This is a genomic window from Streptomyces sp. NPDC041191 (assembly GCF_055591945.1).
In genome coordinates this window covers 585380-605051 of the sequence record NZ_JBVIZC010000002.1, presented here as the reverse complement: position 1 = coordinate 605051, position 19672 = coordinate 585380, and the positions used below count along the sequence as shown (strand labels likewise).

Genomic DNA, 19672 nt, shown 5'->3' with positions numbered 1-19672 from the left:
CGTCCCACGCGTTCAGCCGGCACCGCCCGCGCGCAGCCCCGCCAGGTCGGCCTTGACCGTGTCGACCGGGATCGCGAACCCCAGGCCGACGCTCCCGGCCGTGGAACCGCTCGGGGAACCGGGCGCGTACATGGCCGAGTTGATCCCGATGATCTCGCCGTCCATGTTGATCAGCGCGCCGCCGGAGTTCCCCGGGTTGAGCGAGGCGTCGGTCTGGAGCGCCTTGTACGTCGTCTTCGACGCCCCGGTGTCGCCGTTGAACCGCTGTCCGCCGAACTCGAACGGCCAGCCCTGCCGGGAGTCGTACCCCTGTCCCTGGTCCCGGCCCTCGTCCTTCGCCACGGTCACGTCCCGGTCCAGGGCGGAGACGATGCCGCTGGTGACGGTTCCGGTCAGGCCCTCGGGGGAGCCGATCGCCACCACCTGGTCACCCACCCGCACGTCCTTCGAGTTCCCGAGCGCGGCGGCCCTCAGGCCGGAGGCGTCCTTCACCCTGATCAGCGCCAGGTCCTTGCCGGGGTCGGTGCCGACGACCTCGGCCGGTCGGGTGCGGCCGTCGCCGAGGCGCACGGTGACCGACGAGGCGCCCGCGATCACGTGGTTGTTGGTGACGATCTCGCCGCCGGAGGTGATGACCACGCCCGAGCCGGTGGACCCGCCGGAGCCCGAGTCCGCGGAGATCTCCACGATGGACGGGGAGACGGCGGCGGCGACCCCGGCGACCGTGCCCGTGCCGCGCGCCGCCACGTTCGTGCCGGCCACGGGGGCGGAGGCCGCGACGGGCGCTCCGTCGGAGGCCAGCCGCCCGACCAGCGTCGCCGTGCCGCCGCCGACCGCCGCGGCGGCGACGGCGACGGCCACGAGGAGCCCCGTGCCGCGCCCCGCCCGGCGGCGGGGGCCCGGGGCGGGGGAGGTGGCGGCGGAGGGTCCGGTGCCGTACGGCGGCGTCGGCCCGTACGGCACCGGCGCGTACGGCGGCCTCGGCGGGTGGGCGGGCTGCGGCTGCTGCTCGTGGTGGTCCGTCATGGGAACGACTCTCGGAGCCGTCCATGAGAATGGTCTGAGGACCGGCTGAGAAGCCCGACAGAAGACTGTATGCCCGATATAAGGACCGATACGGGGAGGCCGGGGCAAGGGCCTCGGCCCCTGTCGCTCCGCCCGGGAGACCGGGAGACCGGGGGCGCGGGGACACCGGCCCCCTGTCGCGTCCGCCCGGGGAGGCCGGGCGCGGGCCCGTCAGCCTCCGTCGCACCCGCAGGAGCGCCGCACGATCAGGGCCGACGGGAAGAGCCTCACCCGCTCGCGGCGCGAACCCGTCACCCGCAGCGAGTCGTCCAGGACCAGGTCCACCGCCGCCCGGGCCATCGCCGGACGGTCCGAGAAGACCGTGGTCAGCGGCGGATCGGTGAGCGCCGCCTCCTTCACGTCGTCGAAGCCCGCCACCGCCAGCTCCGCGGGCACCTCGATCCGCAGCTCGCGCGCCGCCCGGAGCACGCCGAACGCCTGGTCGTCGGTGGAGCAGAAGATGGCCGGGGGCCGGTCGGGACCGGCGAGCAGGTCGAGGGCGATCCGGTAGGCGTCGTAGCGGTTGTACGGGGCCTCGAAGAGCCGGCCCTCGACGGAGCGGCCCGCCTCCAGCATGGCGCGCCGCCAGCCCTCGACGTGGTCCGCGACCGGGTCGCCGATCGCCGGGGTGGTCGGGACGCCGCCGAGGCACGCCACGTACGGGTGGCCGTGCTCCAGGAGGTGCCGGGTGGCGAGCTGGGCGCCGCCGATGTCGTCGGTGACCACGGCCACGTCGTCGATCGCCTCGGGCCGCTCGTGCAGCAGCACCACGCGCGCGTCCCACGCCTCGATCTCGCTCGCGGCCTGCTCGCTCATGCCCTGGCTGACCAGGATCAGTCCGGAGACCCGCATGCCGAGGAAGGCGCGCAGGTAGTGGATCTCGCGCTCGGTCCGGTAGTCGGAGTTGCCGACGAGGACCATCTTGCCGCGCTCGGCCGCGGCCTGTTCGACCGCGTGCGCCATCTCCGCGAAGAAGGGCTGGCGGGCGTCCGGGACGATCATGCCTATGAGGTCGGTGCGCCGGGAGGCCATCGCCTGGGCCACCCGGTCGGGGCGGTAGCCCAGCTCCTTGATGGCGGCGAGGACACGCTCGCGCGTGGCCGGGGCGACCGGCCGGGGTCCGTTGTTGATGACGTAGCTCACGACCGCGGTCGAAGTACCCGCCAGTCGAGCTACGTCATCCCGCGTCACCTTGGCCACGCGCGGAAGTCTACGCGGGGGGACCTACCTGCCGGCAGGCCGTACGGTGGCGCCCGTCACGTTCCCGTCCTCCAGGGGGGTGATGTCCTCCGTGGCTCCCTTGACGGGGGCGTCCGCGCGGCCCCCCTTTCCGGCGCGGCCGGCCGCACGGGCCTCCTCCGCCGCCCGCTCCACCTTCTCGGGCGCGACGAAGCGGTAGCCGACGTTCCGGACGGTGCCGATCAGGGACTCGTGCTCGGGACCGAGCTTCGCCCGCAGCCGCCGCACGTGGACGTCGACCGTACGGGTGCCGCCGAAGTAGTCGTACCCCCACACCTCCTGGAGGAGCTGCGCGCGTGTGAAGACCCGGCCCGGGTGCTGGGCGAGGTACTTGAGCAGCTCGAACTCCTTGAAGGTCAGGTCCAGGACCCGGCCCTTCAGCTTCGCGCTGTACGTCGCCTCGTCCACCGACAGGTCGCCGTTGCGGATCTCCATGGGGGAGTCGTCGGAGACGATCTGCCGCCGGCCCGTCGCGAGCCGCAGCCGCGCCTCGACCTCGGCCGGTCCCGCCGTGTCGAGGAGCACGTCGTCGACGCCCCAGTCGGCGGTGACGGCCGCGAGGCCGCCCTCCGTGACGACCAGGATCAGCGGACAGCCGGGCCCGGTGGAGCGCAGCAGCTGGCAGAGCGAGCGGATCTGGGGGAGGTCGCGCCGGCCGTCGACGAGGATCACGTCCGCGCCGGGGGTGTCCACGAGGGCCGGGCCCTCGGCCGGGGCCACCCGGACGTGGTGCAGCAGCAGACCGAGTGCGGGAAGCACCTCGGCCGACGGCTGGAGGGCGTTGGTGAGAAGGAGCAGAGAACTCATCGCCCACCACCTGCCCGGATCGTCGTCGTGCAGTCGTGCTCGGTTCGCTCGCCCATAAGGTCGGTTCCTCCTCGGTCCCTGCGAGGTCGTCGTGGCACTGCTTCGTACGGCTCGCGCGCTGCTGGTCGCCGGTTGCTCCCACGCCCTGAGAGCTTCTGTTCACCCCTCCGTAACAACGACCCGAAAACGCAAAAGGACCCGGCGGCTGCGTCGCCCGGTCCTCTGTCCAGCAGGATAACCCACATGTCTTCCGGGCGGGGGGCGGACGTCACGCGGAGGATGTCTTCCCGCTCACTTCCGGTCCCCGGACCGGCCCGCGCGCGCATGGCCCATCATGGGGAGCGGCGCGCACACGAACGAAGGGAGCGCCGCTGTGGCAGCGGGAACCATCCGCTACTGGGCCGCGGCCAAGGCCGCCGCCGGTGTCGCCGAGGAGCCGTACGCCGCCGAGCACCTGGCCGAGGCCCTGGACGCGGCCCGCGCGAAGCACCCGGGCGAGTTCGTCCGGGTGCTCCTGCGGTGCTCGTTCCTGGTCGACGGCGATCCGGTGGGCACCCGGAGCCATGAGACGGTACGGCTTGCCGAGGGCGGCACGGTCGAGGTGCTCCCCCCGTTCGCAGGAGGGTGAACCCCAGAGCATGAGCAACGACCAGCACGACGACCCGTACGCGCACGGGCAGCAGGGCCCCGACGTCGCACAGACGTGGGAGGGCCAGACCTGGGACACCCAGTACCAGCCGGCGGTCCGGCCCCGGCCGCAGCACCCGGAGCCGGCGCCGTCCCCGTACGACACGGGGCACGGGGCCCCTCGGGAGGGGTACGCGCCGCAGCCTTACGGGGCCGAGTCGTACGGGGCCCAGCCTTACGGGACCGAGTCGTACGGGTCCCAGTCGTACGGAGGCCAGGTCCACGATCCGCAGCCGTACGGAGCCCAGGGCCACGACCCGCAGGCGTACGGGCAGCACACCTACGGGCAGCAGCCCCCCGCCCCGCAGGCGTCCGCCCCGCAGGGGGAGGCCCCGTACGGGTCGGCCCCGCAGGCGTACGAGCCGTACGCGGGCGCGTACCAGCCTCAGCCCCAGCCCCAGCCGGTCGCGGTCCCGGCCGCCGCCTCCGCCCCGGACCCCGCCGTCGTCCCGGCCCCGGACCCCGCCGCCGTTCCCGCCCCGGCCCCGGGGCTCGCGGGGGCGTCCGCCCCCGTGGCCGATGCCGGGCCCGCCTACTCCTCGCCCACCACCTCCGGGAACACCCGGATCACCGACGCCCAGCGCGCCCGGGCCGAGGGCCGGTCGCCGGTCATCGAGCCCGGGATGCGGCCGGCCGCGCTGACCGCCGTGCTCGGCCTGCTGCTGGCCGGCGGCGCCGCCCTCGGCCCGTACGGACTCCTCCTCCCGCTGGTTCTGCTCCAGGGCCTCACCGCCGCCGGCTGGTTCCGGCTCAACGGCATGTGGCCCGCCCGGCAGGGCATCGCCCTCGCCTTCGCCGGCGGCCTCGCCGCCGACGCGGCCCTGCTCGTCACCGGCCGGGAGCACACGGCCGCCGCGGTCCTGGGCACGCTCGGCGTCTGGGTGCTGCTCTGCCTCGTCCTCCAGTTGCGCAGCCACGCCGACCCGGACGAGCGGATGTACGGCCTGACGGCGACGGTCACCTCGGCGGCGCTGACCGTCATGGCGGCCGGACACCTCGGTGCCGTGCCGGACGCGGTGGCCGTGGGCGGGGCAGCGGTCGCCGCCGCCGTCCTGGCCAAGGCCCTTCCGCTGCCCGGACCGGTGTCGTTCGCCGCCGCGCTGCTCGCGTCGGCGGGTGCCGGGTTCGCGGCCGGCGCCCTCACGGGCACGGGGGCGCCGGGGGCGCTGCTCGGTCTCGGCGCCGGGGTCTGCGCGCTGATCGGCCTGCGGGTCGCCAGTTACGACTACCCGTCCCGTTTCGTCCACATGACGGCGGGCGTCGCGCTGCCGCTGACCGCCGCCGTGCCCGCCGTGTACCTGCTCGGCCGCGTCCTGGTCTGAGACCCTGAGGTCACCCGGAGAGCGTCCGGGTGCGGGAACCAACCGGCCCCCCGGCACGTCGATCTTCGTGTCGGGGGGCCGAAATCTTCACGGGGGGTCGTACAGCCCATGCGAGCACTGCGGATTCTGCTGGTCCTGGCCGTCGTCCTCGGCGGGATCTTCGTCGGGGTGGACCGCCTGGCCGTGGCGTACGCGGAGTCGGAGGCGGCGGGCCGGGTGAAGCTCTCCGGCGCGCGGAGCGAGTCGATCGAGGTCGACATCAAGGGCTTCCCCTTCCTCACGCAGGTCGCGGCCAAGCGGCTCGACGAGGTCGACGTGCGGGCGACCGGCATCCAGGCGCAGGCGGGCGACCGGAAGATCCGGGTCGGCGAGCTGGACGTCACCCTGCGGGACGTGACGGTGACCGGCGACTGGACGGGCGCGAGGGCGGGCTCCGCGCACGGCACCGCCCTCATCTCGTACGCGGACCTCACCGCCGCCTCCGAGCGCGAGGCCACCGTCGCCTACGGCGGCGACGGCAAGGTGAAGGTCACCGGCAGCGTGAAGGTCCTGGGCCGCTCCCTGACCCGTACGGTCCTCTCGACGGTGTCCGTGGTGAACGGCGACACGATCCGGTTCCACGCCGACGAGGTGCCCGGCGAGGGCATCCCGGGCGTGGAGGACCTGGTCCGCACCCGCACCGACTTCGAGAGCACGCTGCGCGTGCTGCCGGGCATGAAGGTGGAGAAGGTCGAGCCGCGCCCGGAGGGCCTGGCGGTCGCCGTGACGGGCACGGACATGGCCCTGGCGGGCTGACCCGCCGCGCGTCCCTCTCCGCCGGGCCCCTTCCGTCCGGCCCCTTCCGTCCGGCCCCTTCCGTCCGGCCCCTTCCGTCCGGCCCCTCTGCCCGGCTCCTCCGTCCGGCCCGTGCGCTCTCGCGCGCCCCCGGCCGGCCACATGTTGAGACGACACCGTCCGGCCCGCAGAAACAAGAGGTGGACACCCCCGCGCGGAGGGGTCCGGAACCGCTCGGCCCGGGGACCGAATCCCACATCTCGGACGATCGAGTCTCAAAATGCGACACACCGGTGACACGGCCGCCTGTCCGTCCCTACGATCGAGGGCATGAAGCGACAGGCGGACCTCACGGAGCGGCGGGCAGTGGACCTGTGCCGCGTCGCCGCCATGCTCTGTCGCCCCTTCTGAGCGGGACGCCGACCCCGCCCTTCCTCACGGCCCGCCGACCGACGTCGGGGCCACCCCTGTGGAGCCGTACGCCGTCGTCCGCACGGTCCGACGCGCAGCCGCACCACTCGCACCGCACCGCCGCACACTGCCCCGGAGGAGAACAACATGGCTCGCAGCGACGTCCTGGTCGACGCGGACTGGGTCGAGGCCAACCTCGACAACCCGCAGGTCGCCCTCGTCGAGGTGGACGAGGACACCTCGGCCTACGAGAAGAACCACATCCGCAACGCCATCCGGATCGACTGGACCAAGGACCTCCAGGACCCGGTGCGCCGCGACTTCATCGACCAGGAGGGCTTCGAGAAGCTCCTCTCGGCCAAGGGCATCGCGAACGACACCACGGTCGTCCTCTACGGCGGCAACAACAACTGGTTCGCCTCCTACGCCTACTGGTACTTCAAGCTCTACGGCCACCAGGACGTGAAGCTCCTCGACGGCGGCCGCAAGAAGTGGGAGCTGGACTCCCGCGACCTGGTCGACGGCTCCGAGGTCCCGAACCGCCCGGCCACCGCCTACAAGGCCAAGCCCCAGGACGCCTCGATCCGCGCCTTCCGCGACGACGTCGTGGCCGCGATCGGCACCCAGAACCTGGTCGACGTCCGCTCGCCCGACGAGTTCTCCGGCAAGCTGCTCGCCCCGGCGCACCTCCCGCAGGAGCAGTCGCAGCGCCCCGGCCACGTGCCGAGCGCCCGCAACATCCCGTGGTCGAAGAACGCCAACGACGACGGCACCTTCAAGTCGGACGACGAGCTGAAGGCCCTCTACGAGGCCGAGCGGGTCGACCTGGCGAAGGACACCGTCGCCTACTGCCGCATCGGCGAGCGCTCCGCGCTCACGTGGTTCGTCCTGCACGAGCTGCTCGGCGTCCCGAACGTCAAGAACTACGACGGCTCGTGGACCGAGTACGGCTCCCTCGTGGGCGTGCCGATCGAGCTCGGCCCCGCCAAGTAACCCCTCCGGACCTCCCTTCACCCGGACCCCTCGACCGTAAGGACGGAAACACCATGTGCGGAGCGCAGCCCGGCGGCCCCGACGCCTCGACGATCAAGCCCGGCGAGACCACCATCCAGGGCTTCGTGACCAAGGACGGCGAGCCCGTCACCGGTTACGTCCGCCTCCTGGACTCGACCGGCGAGTTCACGGCCGAGGTCCCGACCTCCGCCACCGGACAGTTCCGCTTCTACGCGGCCGAGGGCACCTGGACCGTCCGCGCCCTGGTCCCGGGCGGCACCGCCGACCGCCAGGTCGTGGCGCAGAAGGGCGGCCTGGCGGAGGTCGCCATCGCGGTCTGATCCGCTGACACCGTCCCCCGCGCCGACCGGCGCCGGGGACGCCCGCGGGCCTCGCGGCGCCGGGCCGGCCACCGGAAGGGCCGGGACGGCGCGAAGCCCCGCACACCGGCCGGAGGGCCGTGCTTCCTGGGGGGTTGGACGCCGTTCCCGGACGTGAGGCACGGCCCTCCGGTCCGTCCGCGCGCGCCCTGCCGCGCGCGGACCGCCGGACGTACGCTGAGGGTGTGTACGCACGCCGCCGGCACGTCTACTTCTGGCTGATGGCCGCCTGCCTGGTCCTCTTCGTGGGCGCCTGGGCCGTCGTACGCCTCTTCTCGACGCCGGCCGCCGTCGCCATGTGCGTCGTCGCCATGGTCATCCCCCCGGTCGCCGCGGTGGTCGCCAACCGCCGGGGCCCCGAGGACCGCTGGTGGGACGACCCCTCCGGGGACCCGAAGTCGGACGAGTGGTGGGACGAACTGGACGGCCGGAAGCGCCGGGGGCGCTAGGACCAGACTCTCCCGACACGGCTCGGAGCGCGTGCCGGACCGCGTCGGACGGCGGCCCTCCGCCCGCGTCGTTCGCGGACGGTGAGGTGACAGGCCAGGAGCAGGGCGAGGGTCGGTCCGACGATCACGGCCAGCGGCGTCGCACCCCCGGCCAGGCACGCCACGAGCGTCACCGCCTGGGCGGCCGCGGCGCGCCCGAGCGCCGTGCGCGGCGGCAGGGCCCCGATGAGCGCCCGCCCGAGCTCGTGGCACACCCAGGCGTTCACCGCGGCCCCCGCGATCCCGCAGGCGATCGAGAAGGCCACGGTCCGGGCCTCGGCGGCAGCCCCCGCGCCCTCCAGGTCGTCGGGACCGAGCCCGCCGGCGAGCAGGGGGACGACGAGGAAGCAGAACAGCGCCAGCGCGACCGTCTGCCCGGCCATGAGCACCAGGGCCCCGATCAGGGAAGCACGGTGACCGGTTCTCACGACTCTCCTCGAAGCGGGTGGACGCCGTCCGTCCGGAGCCTGCTCCGGTCCGGTGCGGCGTCCGTACGGGTGTGCCGGGGCCGTGCCTCAGTAGACGAGTGCCTGCGTCCCGTCCGCCATCGCCTCCTGGACGAAGACCTGCGCGCCGGCGATGCGGACGCCGTCCAGGACGTCCCGCTCCGTGATCTCGCGGCGGGCCGCGCACTGGGTGCAGAGCGTCACGCGTCCGGCCGCCAGGATCGAGTCGATCAGGTCCGGAAGCGGCGCCGCGTGCGGGAGGTCGAACTCGGCGGCCCGGCCCGGGAGGGCGAACCAGGAGGACTCCCCGGTCAGCCAGAGCGACACCTCGACGCCGCTGGCGACGGCGACGGCGGCCACCGTGAAGGCCTGCGAGCAGCGTTCGGGGGCATCGGCCCCCGCGGTCACCTTGATCACGAGCTTCTTCGCCATGCGCCGAACTGTAATGCGAAGCACCACCACCTCGTGCGTCCCTCGCGTGCCGGCCGGCGGCGGTGTCGCGTACACCGCCGTCACGATCGACCGCGCCGACCGGACCGCCCCCGCCCCTTCACCGAGGTCAACTTCACCGAGGGCGACGAGGGCGACGAGGGCGACGAGGGCGAGACCCACCACGCCGACGTGCGTGCCCTGCTGCTGCCCGCCCCCGTCGGCGCGACGCCCGGCCCGAAGGCCCTGCCGGACGGGGCGCGGGGCGCCGACCCGGAGGACTTCGCGGACGACGTCGACGTACCCGGCACGAGCCCGTGCGGCTTCCGGGAGGAAAAGTCGTACGGACCCGAGCAGACCCGCTGGGCCCACGTCCGGGCCGGGGACGCCCTCGCGCCGATCACCCGGACCCGCCGGGGGCGAGGCGCTCGCCGTGCCGTTCCGGCAGACGGTGACCCCGCGGAACCAGCTGCTCGGCCGACCGCCCCGCGCGAGACCCACCTCGCCGAGAGGGCCGGGCCCCGGCGCACTAAGCTGGGGTCCGGCCCGTTCCGCCTTCACACCTCAGTCGAGGAGCACCCCGTGATCGTTTTCTTCGAAGCTCTGCTGGTCCTGGTCTGCGTCGGCGTGCTCGCCTTCGCGGGGCTGACCGTGAAGAAGCTGTACCAGGGCCAGCGGTAATCCCCTCTAGAGAACGCCAGAGCTGCTCATGATCGAGATCCCGTCCGACCTCAATCCGGACCTCGTCCCCCTCGCGTTCCTGCTCGGTACGTGGGAGGGCGCGGGCGTCTCCGACTTCCCCGGCGCGGAGAAGTGCAACTTCGGCCAGTCCGTGACCTTCAGCCACGACGGCCGGGACTTCCTGGAGTACCACTCGCACTCCTGGGTCCTGGACGAGAAGGGCGAGAAGGTCCGCCCGCTGGAGAGCGAGAGCGGCTACTGGCGGATCGACAAGGACCGCAAGGTCGAGGTCGTCATGGTCCGTGACCAGGGCGTCGTGGAGATCTGGTACGGCGAGCTGGCCGACCAGAAGCCGCAGATCGACCTGGCCACCGACGCCGTCGCCCGGACGGCCGCCTCGGGCCCGTACAGCGGCGGCAAGCGGCTGTACGGCTACGTCAAGAGCGACCTGATGTGGGTGGGCGAGAAGGCGACCCCCGAGGTCCCGCTGCGGCCGTACATGTCGGCGCACCTGAAGAAGGTCGTCACGCCGGAGGAGGTCGCGGAGATGGCCCGCAACCTGCCGGACATGCCGGACGACGGCATCGCCTTCTTCCGTTAGGAACGGCCGGAGGCATGGGTCGGCGCGCCGCGCCCTCCTACACTGGGGGGCGTGGTGAGCACCGACTGGAAGAGCGACCTGCGGCAGCGCGGCTACCGGCTGACGCCCCAGCGCCAGCTTGTCCTGGAGGCCGTCGACGCGCTGGAGCACGCGACGCCCGACGACATCCTCTGCGAGGTCCGCAGGACCGCCTCCGGAGTGAACATCTCCACCGTGTACCGGACCCTGGAGCTCCTGGAGGAGCTGGGGCTCGTCAGCCACGCGCACCTGGGGCACGGCGCCCCGACGTACCACCTCGCCGACCGGCACCACCACCTCCACCTGGTCTGCCGGGACTGCTCCGGGGTGATCGAGGCGGACGTCGAGGTGGCCGCCGAGTTCACCGGGAAGCTCCGCGAGACCTTCGGCTTCGAGACGGACATGAAGCACTTCGCGATCTTCGGCCGGTGCGGTGAGTGCGCGCGGAAAGCCCCGGAGTCCCCGGACGGCGGGAAGCCCCCGGCGGGCGAGTAGGGCCCCGGCGGGCGGGGACAGGGCCCCGGCGGGCCGGGACCCGGACGGCCTCCCGATCCCCGTGGCCGGGCGATTCGTGGACACCGGGCCGTAGGCTTTCCCGTATGCAGCGACATTCAACGACCAGCCCTCTGCTGTCCCTTCCCGGCGCCGTCGCCGCCGAAGGCCGCGACGAAGGTGTCGCCGCGCACTACGGCGACCTGTTCCGGGAGCAGCGCGCCCTCTCCGAAGGAGAGGGTTTCGTCGACCTCTCGCACCGCGGCGTCGTCACCGTCTCCGGCGACGACCGGCTGAGCTGGCTGCACCTGCTGCTCACCCAGCACATGACCGACCTGCCGCCCGGCCGGGCGACCGAGGCGCTGATCCTCTCCGCCCACGGGCACATCGAGCACGCCCTGTACCTCGTGGACGACGGCGAGACGGTGTGGGCGCACGTCGAGCCGGGCACGCAGGGCGAGCTGATCGCCTACCTGGAGTCGATGAAGTTCTTCTACCGGGTCGAGGTCGCCGACCGCACGGAGGACGTCGCCGTCGTCCACCTCCCGGCCGGCTCCATCGCCGGGACGCCCGAGGGCGTCGCCGTACGGGAGACCCCGTACGGCCGCGACCTGTTCCTGCCCCGGGCCGGCCTGGAGGACTTCGCCGCGTCGCACGGTCCGGCCGCCGGGCTCCTCGCGTACGAGGCGCTGCGGGTCGAGGCGCACCGGCCGCGGCTCGGTCTGGAGACCGACCACCGGACCATCCCGCACGAGATCGGCCTCATCGGCAGCGCCGTCCACCTCCAGAAGGGCTGCTACCGGGGCCAGGAGACCGTCGCCCGGGTGCAGAACCTGGGGAAGCCGCCGCGCCGCCTGGTCTTCCTGCACCTGGACGGCAGCGAGGTGCTGCTCCCGGCGCACGGCGCCCCGGTGCGGCTCGCGGCCGACGGGGAGGAGGGACGGCAGCTCGGCTTCGTGACGACCGCCGTCCGCCACCACGAACTGGGCCCGATCGCCCTGGCCCTGGTGAAGCGGAACGTCCCGGTGGACGCCCCGCTGGTCGTCGGGACGACGGCGGCCGCGCAGGAGGTCGTGGTCGAACCGTAGGGGTCCCGGGGGCGGGCGGCGTGGAGCCTTAGGGGTCCCGGGGCCCGGCGGCGTGAGCCGTAGGGGGCCCGTCGTCGGGCCGTAGGGCCCCCGGGCTCCGGTCCCCTACGGGGTCAGACCTCGATCAGCACCGTGAACGGGCCGTGGTTCGTGAGCGAGACGCGCATGTCCGCTCCGAAGCGGCCCGTCTCCACGTGCGCGCCCAGCTCGCGCAGCCGGCGCACCACCTCGTCCACGAGGGGCTCGGCGACCGGGCCGGGCGCGGCCGCGTTCCAGGTGGGGCGGCGGCCCTTGCGGGCGTCCCCGTAGAGCGTGAACTGGGAGACGACGAGCAGCGGCGCGTTCACGTCGGAGCACGACTTCTCGTCGTCCAGCACCCGGACGGACCAGAGCTTTCTGGCCAATTGGGCGGCCTTCTCGGGGGTGTCGTCGTGGGTCACCCCCACCAGGACGCACAGCCCCTCGCCCTTGATCTCACCGACCGTCTCCCCTGCGACGACGACGCTCGCGCCGTCGACCCTCTGCACCACTGCTCGCATGCGCATCAACCTACCGACCTGAATGCGTGCGGGGCCGAACGGGTGCAGAGCGCCTGCACGGGCGGGTGCGGGAGTGGCACCATGCCTGTCAGGCGGTGCGGCTCCGCACCGGTCGAGGGGACGAATCTCATGAGTGCACCTGGCACCGGTCCGACGCCGTCCGGTTCCGTACCGCTGAGGCGATCCGGTGGTTCCGCCGCGACGCGGCCGCCCGTGCAGCGGACCTCCGAGCCCGCCCTGCCGGACCGGGAGCGGCCGGACCTCGCCGCGCTGCGGCTGCCCGAACTGCGCGCGCTGCGCCGGGACGCCCAGAACGACGAGGCCGACCTGAGCTACGTACGGCGGATGCTCCAGGGCCGGATCGACATCCTGCGGGCCGAGCTGGCGCGCCGGACCGACCCGGAGGCGCCGGTCCTCGACCGGCTCTCCGAGATCCTGGCCGACCTGCCGTCCCGGCACCGCAGCTCGGCCCGGCACGTGACGCTGTCGACGCCGCGCGGGGAGAAGTACCGCCGGCTCGCGGACGGGATGCTGTCCGAGGTCGAGCTGTCGGACCTGTCGGCCCGCACGGACGACGAGCTGCACGCGGCGATGGGACGGCTCGCGGGGTACGAGCAGCAGGTCTCCCGGCGCCGCCAGCACCTCCAGCGCACGGCCGACGACTGCGGCGCGGAGATCGCCCGCCGCTACCGCGAGGGGGAGGCGCAGGTCGACGACCTGCTGGCCTGAACGCCGACGGGGCCTGAGCGCCGACGGGGCCCGGGAAACGGCGGGACCCGGACGGCGGCGGGACCCGGGGAAGCGGCGGGACCCGGACGGCGGCGGGACCCGGGGAAGCGGCGGGACCCGGGAAACGGCAGGCCCGGGAGACCCCGCGGGCCCCGGAAAACCCGGATGCGGGCCCGCGAGGGCCCCGCATAGGGTCGCGGGATGACTGTCGACGTACGCCCGGTGACGGAGTCCGAGGTTCCCGACTGGCTGCGGGCCCTGCGCACCGGCTTCCTCCGCCCGCCCGTCGTACCGGACGAGGACGTGACCGACCGGCTTCCCCATCTGGACCTGGAGCGGACGCTCGGGGCCTTCGACCGGGACCGCGTCGTCGCCACCTTCCGCTCGTTCCCGCAGGAGGTCAGCACGGTCGGCGGCGGCAGCCTCGCGGCCGACGCGATCACCCAGGTGACCGTCTCCCCGACGCACCGGCGCCGGGGCCTGCTCGGCCGCATGATGGACGCCGACCTCGCCGCCGCGCGGGAGCGGGGCGACGCGATCGCGACGCTGATCTCCGCCGAGTACCCGATCTACGGCCGGTTCGGCTTCGGCCCGGCGAGCTGGACCACCGAGTGGAGCGTGGACCTGCGGCGGGCCGGGCTCGATCCGCGCCGTTCGGGGCGCCCCGGGGACGGCGGCCGCGTCGACCTGAGCGACGGCGACGAGATCCGCAAGATCGGGCCCGGCCTGCACCGCCGGCTCGCCGGGGTCCGGGCGGGCGTCACCAGCCGCTCCGAGCGCGACTGGACGCGGGAGACCGGACTCGGGTTCCAGCTCGACCCGTGGACGGAGCCCTTCTACGCGGTGTACCGCTCGGAGTCCGGCGAGGCCGAGGGGTACGTCGCGTACCGCTCCGACGACAAGTGGGACGACGGCAAGCAGCCGGTGAACACCGCGACCGTGCGGGACCTGATCGCCGTCACCCCGGCCGCCGAGCGGGCCCTGTGGCTCTACCTCTGCTCGATCGACTGGATCACCACCGTCCGCTCCGGCCACCGCGCGCCCGACGACCCGCTGCCGGACCTCCTGCCCGACCCGCGCGCGGCGAGGACGGTGACCCACACGGACATGCTGTGGGTCCGGGTCCTGGACGTGGCCCGGGTCCTGGAGAGCAGGACGTACCCGGTGGCGGCGGGCCTCGTCCTGGACGTGCGGGACGAGGGCGGCCCGGCGGGCGGGCGCTTCCGCCTCGACGCCTCCCCGGAGGGCGCCACCTGCGTCCGTACGGACGCGTCCGCCGACCTCGTCCTCGACGTCGCGGACGTGGGGTCGCTGGCGTTCGGCGACGCGTCGGCGGTACGGCTGGCCCGGCTCGGGCGCGTCGAGGAGCCGGTGCCCGGCGCGGCGGCCCGCGCGGACCTGCTGTTCCGCACCCCGCTGCGGCCGTTCTCGCCCGACATCTTCTGAGCCGTCCGGGGGTCGGCGGGGGTCGGCGGGATACGGGCGGGACGGACCGCGCCCGTACGGCGCGGGTCCGGCGTCCCGGCCGTCAGCGCGGCCCCCGGGGGAGGCCGTTCCCGCCCCCGGTGGACCGGTTCAGGGTTTCCACCGCGACCCGGGCGCGTTCACCGGCGCCCGGGGGAGCGGCGAGGGTGATGCCCGCGTCCGTGAGGATGCCGAGGTCCAGCTCCCAGTCGTACCGGGAGCGGTGTTCCCAGACCTCGAAGGCGACGTCGACGTGCTCGCGGGCCTGCGCCTCGCTCATCCCGGTGACCTTCCGCAGGTGGGCGAGGGCCCGGTCCTCCAGGCCGCGCACCTGGGCGAGGCCGAAGTGCGTGACCGTGTGGCAGTCGGTGCACAGGCAGATGAGCCGCCCGAGCGTCTGGACGCGGGTGGTCCCGTCGAACGTCCAGCGCTCGTGGGCCTCCAGCCACCGCCGGGCCTCGCGGTCCTCGCCCGCCCCGCACGCCTCGCAGCGCCGCCCGGCCCGGCCGGTGATCATCCGGCGCAGCCGCTCCCAGTCGGCCGGCGCGACGCAGGACCGGACGTTGGTGAACCAGCAGGTGCGCGGCACGAGGTCCACGAACAGGCCGTCGCCGAGGCCCCGGTCCTCCCCGGGCAGCAGCTCGGGCACGTCGGCGGCGCCGTTCCACCGGGCCAGGGCCTCCATGCCCGGCCGGGGCGCGTACCACCGCCTGGCCGCCGGGTCCCAGCGGGCGCCGCAGCGCTTGGCCTCGTCCTTCTCGGCGTACGGAACGTCCAGCCAGACGCGTTCGGCCGCCATGCCCACCCCTCTCTCCGTCCGGTCTCCGCTCCGGCCCGCCCCGCGACGTCACCCGTTCTTGACGGGCCGGGTGAGGACCTTGGCGACGCACGCGGGGAGCGCGGCGCCCTCCTCGTGGGCACGGGCCCGGTAAGCGCTGGGCGTCTCCCCGACGAGCGCGGTGAAACGGGAGCTGAACGACCCGAGCGAGGTGCAGCCCACCTCGAAGCAGACCTCGGTCACGCTCAGGTCGCCCCGCCGCAGCAACGCCTTGGCCCGCTCGACGCGGCGGGTCATCAGATAGCCGTACGGGGTCTCCCCGAAGGCCGCGCGGAAACTCCGGGCGAAGTGCCCGGTCGACATCAGGGCCGCCCGCGCCAGGGCCGGAACGTCCAGCGGCGACGCGTAGTCGCGGTCCATGGTGTCCCGAGCCCGCCGCAGCCGTACCAGGTCCTCCAGATTCACCTTTCCAGGATGACACGGGGCGGGCCCCTGGGAGGGGGTTCCGTGGTGCCGGACGGGACCGGCGAGGACGTGGCCGGGCGCCGGGTCCCGGGACCAGGCGCCCCCTCAGCGCAGGGCGATCCGCGCGAGGACCGGCAGGTGGTCGCTGCCGGTGGGCGGCAGGGTGCGGACGTGGGCGACGGTCGCCGAACGGGTCATGACCTGGTCGATGCGGGCCACCGGGAAGGCAGTCGGGAAACTGAGGGCGAAGCCGCGTTCGGCCGTGTTCAGGCGGGAGGTCAGCGGGGCGAGACCACGGTCCTCGGCCGTGCCGTTGAGGTCGCCGAGCAGGACCACCGTCCCCCGCTCCTCGGCGGCGACGGCCTTCCCGAGCAGGACGGCGCTCTCGTCGCGCAGGGCGGACGCCAGGCCGGTCGCCCGGACCCGGACCGAGGGCAGGTGCGCGACGTACACCGCGATGTCGCCGCGCGGGCCGCCGACCACGGCCCGCAGTCCCCGGTCCCAGGTGCCGGTGATCCCCCGGGGCCGGATGTCCACCGGGCCGACCTCCGTGAGCGGGCGCTTCGACCAGAGCCCGACCGTGCCCCGGACCGCGTGGTACGGATACGCGGCTGCGAGGGTCTCCTCGTAGACGGACAGCGCCGGGGGCACCAGCTCCTGCAACGCGACGAGGTCGGGGCCCGCGTCCGCCAGGGCCCGGGCCGTGCCCGCCGGGTCGGGGTTCTCGTCGCTCACGTTGTGCTGCGCCACGAGCAGGTCGTACGGCCCCGGCTCCGCCTCCGGACCGGGCAGCAGCAGCCCGCCGAACGCGTGCGTCCAGGCCGCCGCCGGCAGCAGCAGGGCCACCAGCGCGGTCGCGGAACGGCGCAGCAGCGCCAGGACGAGCAGCACCGCGACCACCGCGCCGAGCCAGGGCAGGAACGACTCCAGCAGGCTCCCCACCCGTAGGGGGGAGGTGGGCACCACCCGGTGGAATACCAGCAGCCCGGCCGTCACCACCGCGCACCCGGCGAGCACCCGCCCCCGCGTCCACACCCCCGCCGGCCCCTCGCAACCCCGCCTCCACGCCCACGTTGGCGTCCTCGTCCGGTCGCTGCGCCCCCGGGCCCGCGTCCATGCCGCTTCCCGGTCACCGCGCTTTTGTTTTCGCGTCCACGCAGCTTCCCGGTCACCGCGCCTCCGGGCCCGTGTCCACCGCCGCACCGTCGCCCTCGTCCCACCGCTCATCCGCGCTCCCCTTCCCGGCTCCTCCGCCATGGTGCCGGGCCGACACGGCGGCCGTCCCACCGGCACCGGCGCCGCTGCCGGTGGGACGGGCTTTTTCGCCCGGTGCGGTCCCTTTCGATCCGGGCGGGGCCTTTCACCTGGGCCGGTCGCTTTCGTTCGGGGCGGGGCCGGTGCACGCGGTCGTCGCACGGCCACCGGAAAGCCGTGGCGGGGGGACCCGGCCCCGTCGTAGGGTCGGCCGGCATGACCGGCAGCCACCGCGACCCGCACGCCTTCCCCGAACTCGGCACGGGTGTACCCGGGTTGACCCTGTGCGGGCTCACCGCCGACCGGGCCGACGCGTACGAGGCGCTCGTCGCCCGCAACCGCGAACACCTCACCTGGTACGGCGACTACCGGGAGACGGTCGCGGCGACCCGCGAGGCGCTGCGCGCCGAACTGCTCGCCGACCCCCACCCGTCCCTCCGCTGCGGCATCCTCCTCCACGGCGCCCTCGTCGGCCGCGTGGAACTCGTGGCCGTGAACCCGCCCCGGTACGGCTTCGGTTACTGGCTCGACCACGGGGCGACGGGACACGGGTACGCCACGGCGGCCTGCCGCGCGCTGCTCGCGTACGGAGCCACCGCGCGGGGCGTCACCGACGTGTTCGCGGGCGTCACCCACGGGAACGAGAGGAGCGTCGCCGTGCTGACCCGCCTCGGCTTCGAGGCGGTCGAGGTCTTCGGGACCTACACCCGGTACCACCGGTTGTCCCGTCTCGCTGGAGGTTGACCAGTCTCATTGAAGATCGACTGCCGCAGTGTTGTCCCGACGTAGCGCGATCGAGGCATCCCTGGCGGTTTTGTGGCGTGGACGCCTTCACCGAGCAAGGGTTTCGCGACGCGATCGCCGCAGCGGAATCGCCGGACTGGCCCGTAAGGGCAGCCGCAGGGCGGCATCTGGCGGGGGCCCCGCAGATCGAGAGCGTCGCCGGTGTCCTGCACCGTCTGTTGCTGGACGCTCAGGACACCGGGGTGACCTCGGATACCGCGGTGGCTCTTTCGGCCCGGAGAGATCTGGCCGGTCTGCGCGCGGTGCTCGCTGCCCGTGCAGTGGCCTCGGACCAGGGAACCGCCGATCAGCTCGCTGCGGAACTGGACTGTGATCCGCGCTGGGTGACCGGACAGGACGGCGACGAGATGATCGCGCACCTTCAGGCGCTGGCAGAGGGTGGAGCCCCTGATGTCCGCAGCGAAGCCCGGTTGCGCCTTGCGTGCCTGTGCTGACCGGAAGGCGCTGGTCAACCTTCAGCGGGGCCGGCCGACCTTCAGCGAGACAGGACACCGGCCCCTCGCGGTTTGTCCGGTCTCGCTCAATCCGAGGTATCGCGCTGAGAGTCCGAGGTCATCTGCGTAGGGGCAGCGGCGACCAGCAGTGCGGCGAACACGAGGGGAGCGGCCGTCTGGTATCCCATCCAGACTTCACCCCCGGCACCGCTGCCCTGCCGCGCCATCAGGAAGCCGGTCAGGGTCGTCAGCACCCAGCCGCTGTCGTAGGCAATCATGAGCTGCGTGTAGGTGCGCATCGACCGGCTGCGCGTGTATCTGATTTCGATGCCGCCACCGATCAGCAGGGCCACGCCTGAGACGACCATCAGCCAGGCCGACGTGCCGAGCAACCGGCCGAGTGGGGCAGCGCCGGCGATGTAGACAGCGGCGAGCAACACCTTGAAGGCGCCGTCGGCGATGGCGCCCACCGTCTGACGGGTCACCCGCGGTGCCACGGCCTGGGCCATGAGCGTCCTCCTCAACGTTCCGGCTGGTTTCGTAACAAGATTACGGTAATAATCAAACTATGAGAATGACGAGAGCGGAGGCCAAGGAACGCAACCGCCGCGCCTTGCTGGACGCTGCGTTCCAGGTCGTGTCCCGGGACGGATACAGGGCCAGGCTTGATGAGATCGCCGAACGCGCCGACCTGACCACCGGCGCCATCTATTCACTGTTCGGAAGCAAGAACGGCCTGGTGATCGCCCTGGTCGCCGACTACCTGCGGCCGTACTACGAGGAGATCGAGCAGGCGGTTCCTGCTGGACTTGATCTTCTGGAAGCAGTCGACGCCTTCGCCCGGTACTACCGGCGCAGTTGTGACGCCCCGGACGCACTGTCTGGCCTGTCGCTCCAGATCACCTTGCTGGACATGGCCCTGCATGACCCAGAGCTGGGGGCCCGGCTCGCCGCGTCCATCCGGTCGCAGGAGAAGCATCTGGTTGCGCTGTTCACCGGAAGGTCGTACGACGGAAGCGTCGTGACGTCGCAACAGGCGCAACGCCTGACCACCGCGCTCAGGGCGCTGCTCGTCGGCCTCGGCCAGGGCGTCCCTCTCGGTCTTGCCCCTGGTGCCGACGAGCAGTACTTCGCCGACACTGCCCGGGCGCTGGCATCCGGGATGTCCCTCATCGATCACGACACGGATGCCTCGTGACGGCCGGTCAGGAAGAGGCGTCTTCGGGTTCACCGTCGTGAGTCGGATCTGCGACGACTTCCACCAGGCCGACAAGGCCGTTGCGG

At 73.5% G+C, this 19672-nt stretch carries 25 protein-coding genes; 15 read left to right on the top strand and 10 right to left on the bottom strand.

Annotation, left to right across the window (positions count from 1 at the left end; all coding sequences use genetic code 11):
• Window positions 1-12 precede the first annotated feature (12 nt).
• The 3 genes from ACZ6AQ_RS05885 to ACZ6AQ_RS05875 all read right to left on the bottom strand — a co-directional run bounded on the left by ACZ6AQ_RS05885 (window position 13) and on the right by ACZ6AQ_RS05875 (window position 3111).
• Window positions 13-1026: a S1C family serine protease gene (locus ACZ6AQ_RS05885; protein ID WP_468757796.1), complete on the bottom strand. Its 1014-nt coding sequence runs from the start codon at window positions 1024-1026 to the stop codon at window positions 13-15.
• A 210-nt stretch (window positions 1027-1236) separates the two neighbouring features.
• Window positions 1237-2265, bottom strand: a complete 1029-nt coding sequence (locus tag ACZ6AQ_RS05880; protein ID WP_468757794.1) for a LacI family DNA-binding transcriptional regulator — start codon at window positions 2263-2265, stop codon at window positions 1237-1239.
• 24 nt (window positions 2266-2289) lie between these two features.
• Window positions 2290-3111 carry a response regulator transcription factor gene (locus ACZ6AQ_RS05875; protein ID WP_468757792.1) on the bottom strand — a complete coding sequence of 274 codons (822 nt, stop codon included), beginning with the start codon at window positions 3109-3111 and terminating at the stop codon, window positions 2290-2292.
• Between the two features lie 373 nt (window positions 3112-3484).
• Between ACZ6AQ_RS05875 and ACZ6AQ_RS05870 the strand changes: the two genes are divergently transcribed.
• The 6 genes from ACZ6AQ_RS05870 (at window position 3485) to ACZ6AQ_RS05845 (ending at window position 8127) form a co-directional block, all read left to right on the top strand.
• Window positions 3485-3739, top strand: coding sequence for a MoaD/ThiS family protein (locus tag ACZ6AQ_RS05870; protein WP_468757791.1), 255 nt, complete (start codon window positions 3485-3487; stop codon window positions 3737-3739).
• A gap of 10 nt (window positions 3740-3749) precedes the next feature.
• Window positions 3750-5120, top strand: coding sequence for a hypothetical protein (locus tag ACZ6AQ_RS05865; protein ID WP_468757789.1), 1371 nt, complete (start codon window positions 3750-3752; stop codon window positions 5118-5120).
• 108 nt (window positions 5121-5228) lie between these two features.
• Complete coding sequence (locus ACZ6AQ_RS05860; RefSeq protein ID WP_468757788.1) at window positions 5229-5915, top strand: LmeA family phospholipid-binding protein; 687 nt, start codon at window positions 5229-5231, stop codon at window positions 5913-5915.
• A 537-nt stretch (window positions 5916-6452) separates the two neighbouring features.
• Entirely contained in the window at window positions 6453-7298 is an 846-nt protein-coding gene (locus tag ACZ6AQ_RS05855; RefSeq protein ID WP_388688714.1) for a sulfurtransferase, read from the top strand.
• A gap of 53 nt (window positions 7299-7351) precedes the next feature.
• On the top strand, window positions 7352-7639 hold the full coding sequence (locus ACZ6AQ_RS05850) for a DUF1416 domain-containing protein (protein WP_017242395.1): 288 nt from the start codon (window positions 7352-7354) through the stop codon (window positions 7637-7639).
• A gap of 224 nt (window positions 7640-7863) precedes the next feature.
• Window positions 7864-8127: a DUF3099 domain-containing protein gene (locus ACZ6AQ_RS05845; protein ID WP_468757786.1), complete on the top strand. Its 264-nt coding sequence runs from the start codon at window positions 7864-7866 to the stop codon at window positions 8125-8127.
• On the opposite strand, the gene ACZ6AQ_RS05840 is transcribed toward ACZ6AQ_RS05845, so the two are convergent.
• On the bottom strand, window positions 8124-8594 hold the full coding sequence (locus ACZ6AQ_RS05840; RefSeq protein ID WP_468757785.1) for a hypothetical protein: 471 nt from the start codon (window positions 8592-8594) through the stop codon (window positions 8124-8126). The genes ACZ6AQ_RS05845 and ACZ6AQ_RS05840 overlap by 4 nt on opposite strands.
• Window positions 8595-8681: 87 nt before the next feature.
• A complete protein-coding gene (locus tag ACZ6AQ_RS05835) occupies window positions 8682-9044 on the bottom strand; it encodes a DsrE family protein (protein WP_468757783.1) in 363 nt (120 codons plus the stop codon).
• A gap of 33 nt (window positions 9045-9077) precedes the next feature.
• Between ACZ6AQ_RS05835 and ACZ6AQ_RS05830 the strand changes: the two genes are divergently transcribed.
• The 4 genes from ACZ6AQ_RS05830 to ygfZ all read left to right on the top strand — a co-directional run bounded on the left by ACZ6AQ_RS05830 (window position 9078) and on the right by ygfZ (window position 11921).
• Window positions 9078-9722, top strand: coding sequence for a hypothetical protein (locus ACZ6AQ_RS05830; protein WP_468757854.1), 645 nt, complete (start codon window positions 9078-9080; stop codon window positions 9720-9722).
• A 28-nt stretch (window positions 9723-9750) separates the two neighbouring features.
• Entirely contained in the window at window positions 9751-10323 is a 573-nt protein-coding gene (locus tag ACZ6AQ_RS05825) for a heme-binding beta-barrel domain-containing protein (RefSeq protein WP_062753387.1), read from the top strand.
• A gap of 51 nt (window positions 10324-10374) precedes the next feature.
• Entirely contained in the window at window positions 10375-10836 is a 462-nt protein-coding gene (locus ACZ6AQ_RS05820) for a Fur family transcriptional regulator (RefSeq protein ID WP_468757781.1), read from the top strand.
• Window positions 10837-10940: 104 nt separating this feature from the next.
• On the top strand, window positions 10941-11921 hold the full coding sequence (gene ygfZ / locus ACZ6AQ_RS05815; protein WP_468757780.1) for a CAF17-like 4Fe-4S cluster assembly/insertion protein YgfZ: 981 nt from the start codon (window positions 10941-10943) through the stop codon (window positions 11919-11921).
• A 113-nt stretch (window positions 11922-12034) separates the two neighbouring features.
• Here ygfZ and dtd read toward each other — a convergent pair whose 3' ends face one another.
• Window positions 12035-12460, bottom strand: a complete 426-nt coding sequence (gene dtd, locus ACZ6AQ_RS05810) for a D-aminoacyl-tRNA deacylase (RefSeq protein ID WP_388688703.1) — start codon at window positions 12458-12460, stop codon at window positions 12035-12037.
• Between the two features lie 129 nt (window positions 12461-12589).
• On the opposite strand from dtd, the gene ACZ6AQ_RS05805 reads away from it, so the two are divergent.
• Both ACZ6AQ_RS05805 and ACZ6AQ_RS05800 read left to right on the top strand, forming a co-directional pair.
• A complete protein-coding gene (locus ACZ6AQ_RS05805) occupies window positions 12590-13189 on the top strand; it encodes an RsiG family protein (RefSeq protein ID WP_468757778.1) in 600 nt (199 codons plus the stop codon).
• A gap of 201 nt (window positions 13190-13390) precedes the next feature.
• Window positions 13391-14635: a GNAT family N-acetyltransferase gene (locus tag ACZ6AQ_RS05800; protein WP_468757777.1), complete on the top strand. Its 1245-nt coding sequence runs from the start codon at window positions 13391-13393 to the stop codon at window positions 14633-14635.
• Window positions 14636-14717: 82 nt separating this feature from the next.
• Here ACZ6AQ_RS05800 and ACZ6AQ_RS05795 read toward each other — a convergent pair whose 3' ends face one another.
• The 3 genes from ACZ6AQ_RS05795 to ACZ6AQ_RS05785 form a co-directional block, all read right to left on the bottom strand.
• Entirely contained in the window at window positions 14718-15452 is a 735-nt protein-coding gene (locus ACZ6AQ_RS05795; protein ID WP_468757775.1) for a DUF5710 domain-containing protein, read from the bottom strand.
• A 48-nt stretch (window positions 15453-15500) separates the two neighbouring features.
• A complete protein-coding gene (locus ACZ6AQ_RS05790; RefSeq protein WP_468757773.1) occupies window positions 15501-15896 on the bottom strand; it encodes a helix-turn-helix domain-containing protein in 396 nt (131 codons plus the stop codon).
• A 105-nt stretch (window positions 15897-16001) separates the two neighbouring features.
• Window positions 16002-16931, bottom strand: a complete 930-nt coding sequence (locus ACZ6AQ_RS05785; protein WP_468757772.1) for an endonuclease/exonuclease/phosphatase family protein — start codon at window positions 16929-16931, stop codon at window positions 16002-16004.
• A gap of 435 nt (window positions 16932-17366) precedes the next feature.
• Between ACZ6AQ_RS05785 and ACZ6AQ_RS05780 the strand changes: the two genes are divergently transcribed.
• Together ACZ6AQ_RS05780 and ACZ6AQ_RS05775 are read left to right on the top strand one after the other, a co-directional pair.
• Window positions 17367-17894 carry a GNAT family N-acetyltransferase gene (locus ACZ6AQ_RS05780; RefSeq protein ID WP_468757771.1) on the top strand — a complete coding sequence of 176 codons (528 nt, stop codon included), beginning with the start codon at window positions 17367-17369 and terminating at the stop codon, window positions 17892-17894.
• A 77-nt stretch (window positions 17895-17971) separates the two neighbouring features.
• Window positions 17972-18388, top strand: a complete 417-nt coding sequence (locus ACZ6AQ_RS05775; RefSeq protein WP_468757769.1) for a hypothetical protein — start codon at window positions 17972-17974, stop codon at window positions 18386-18388.
• An 86-nt stretch (window positions 18389-18474) separates the two neighbouring features.
• On the opposite strand, the gene ACZ6AQ_RS05770 is transcribed toward ACZ6AQ_RS05775, so the two are convergent.
• Window positions 18475-18897, bottom strand: coding sequence for a hypothetical protein (locus ACZ6AQ_RS05770; RefSeq protein ID WP_468757767.1), 423 nt, complete (start codon window positions 18895-18897; stop codon window positions 18475-18477).
• Window positions 18898-18962: 65 nt separating this feature from the next.
• On the opposite strand from ACZ6AQ_RS05770, the gene ACZ6AQ_RS05765 reads away from it, so the two are divergent.
• The gene (locus tag ACZ6AQ_RS05765; RefSeq protein ID WP_468757766.1) at window positions 18963-19586 is read left to right on the top strand and encodes a TetR/AcrR family transcriptional regulator; all 624 of its coding nucleotides are present in this window, start codon (window positions 18963-18965) and stop codon (window positions 19584-19586) included.
• Window positions 19587-19672 lie beyond the last annotated feature (86 nt).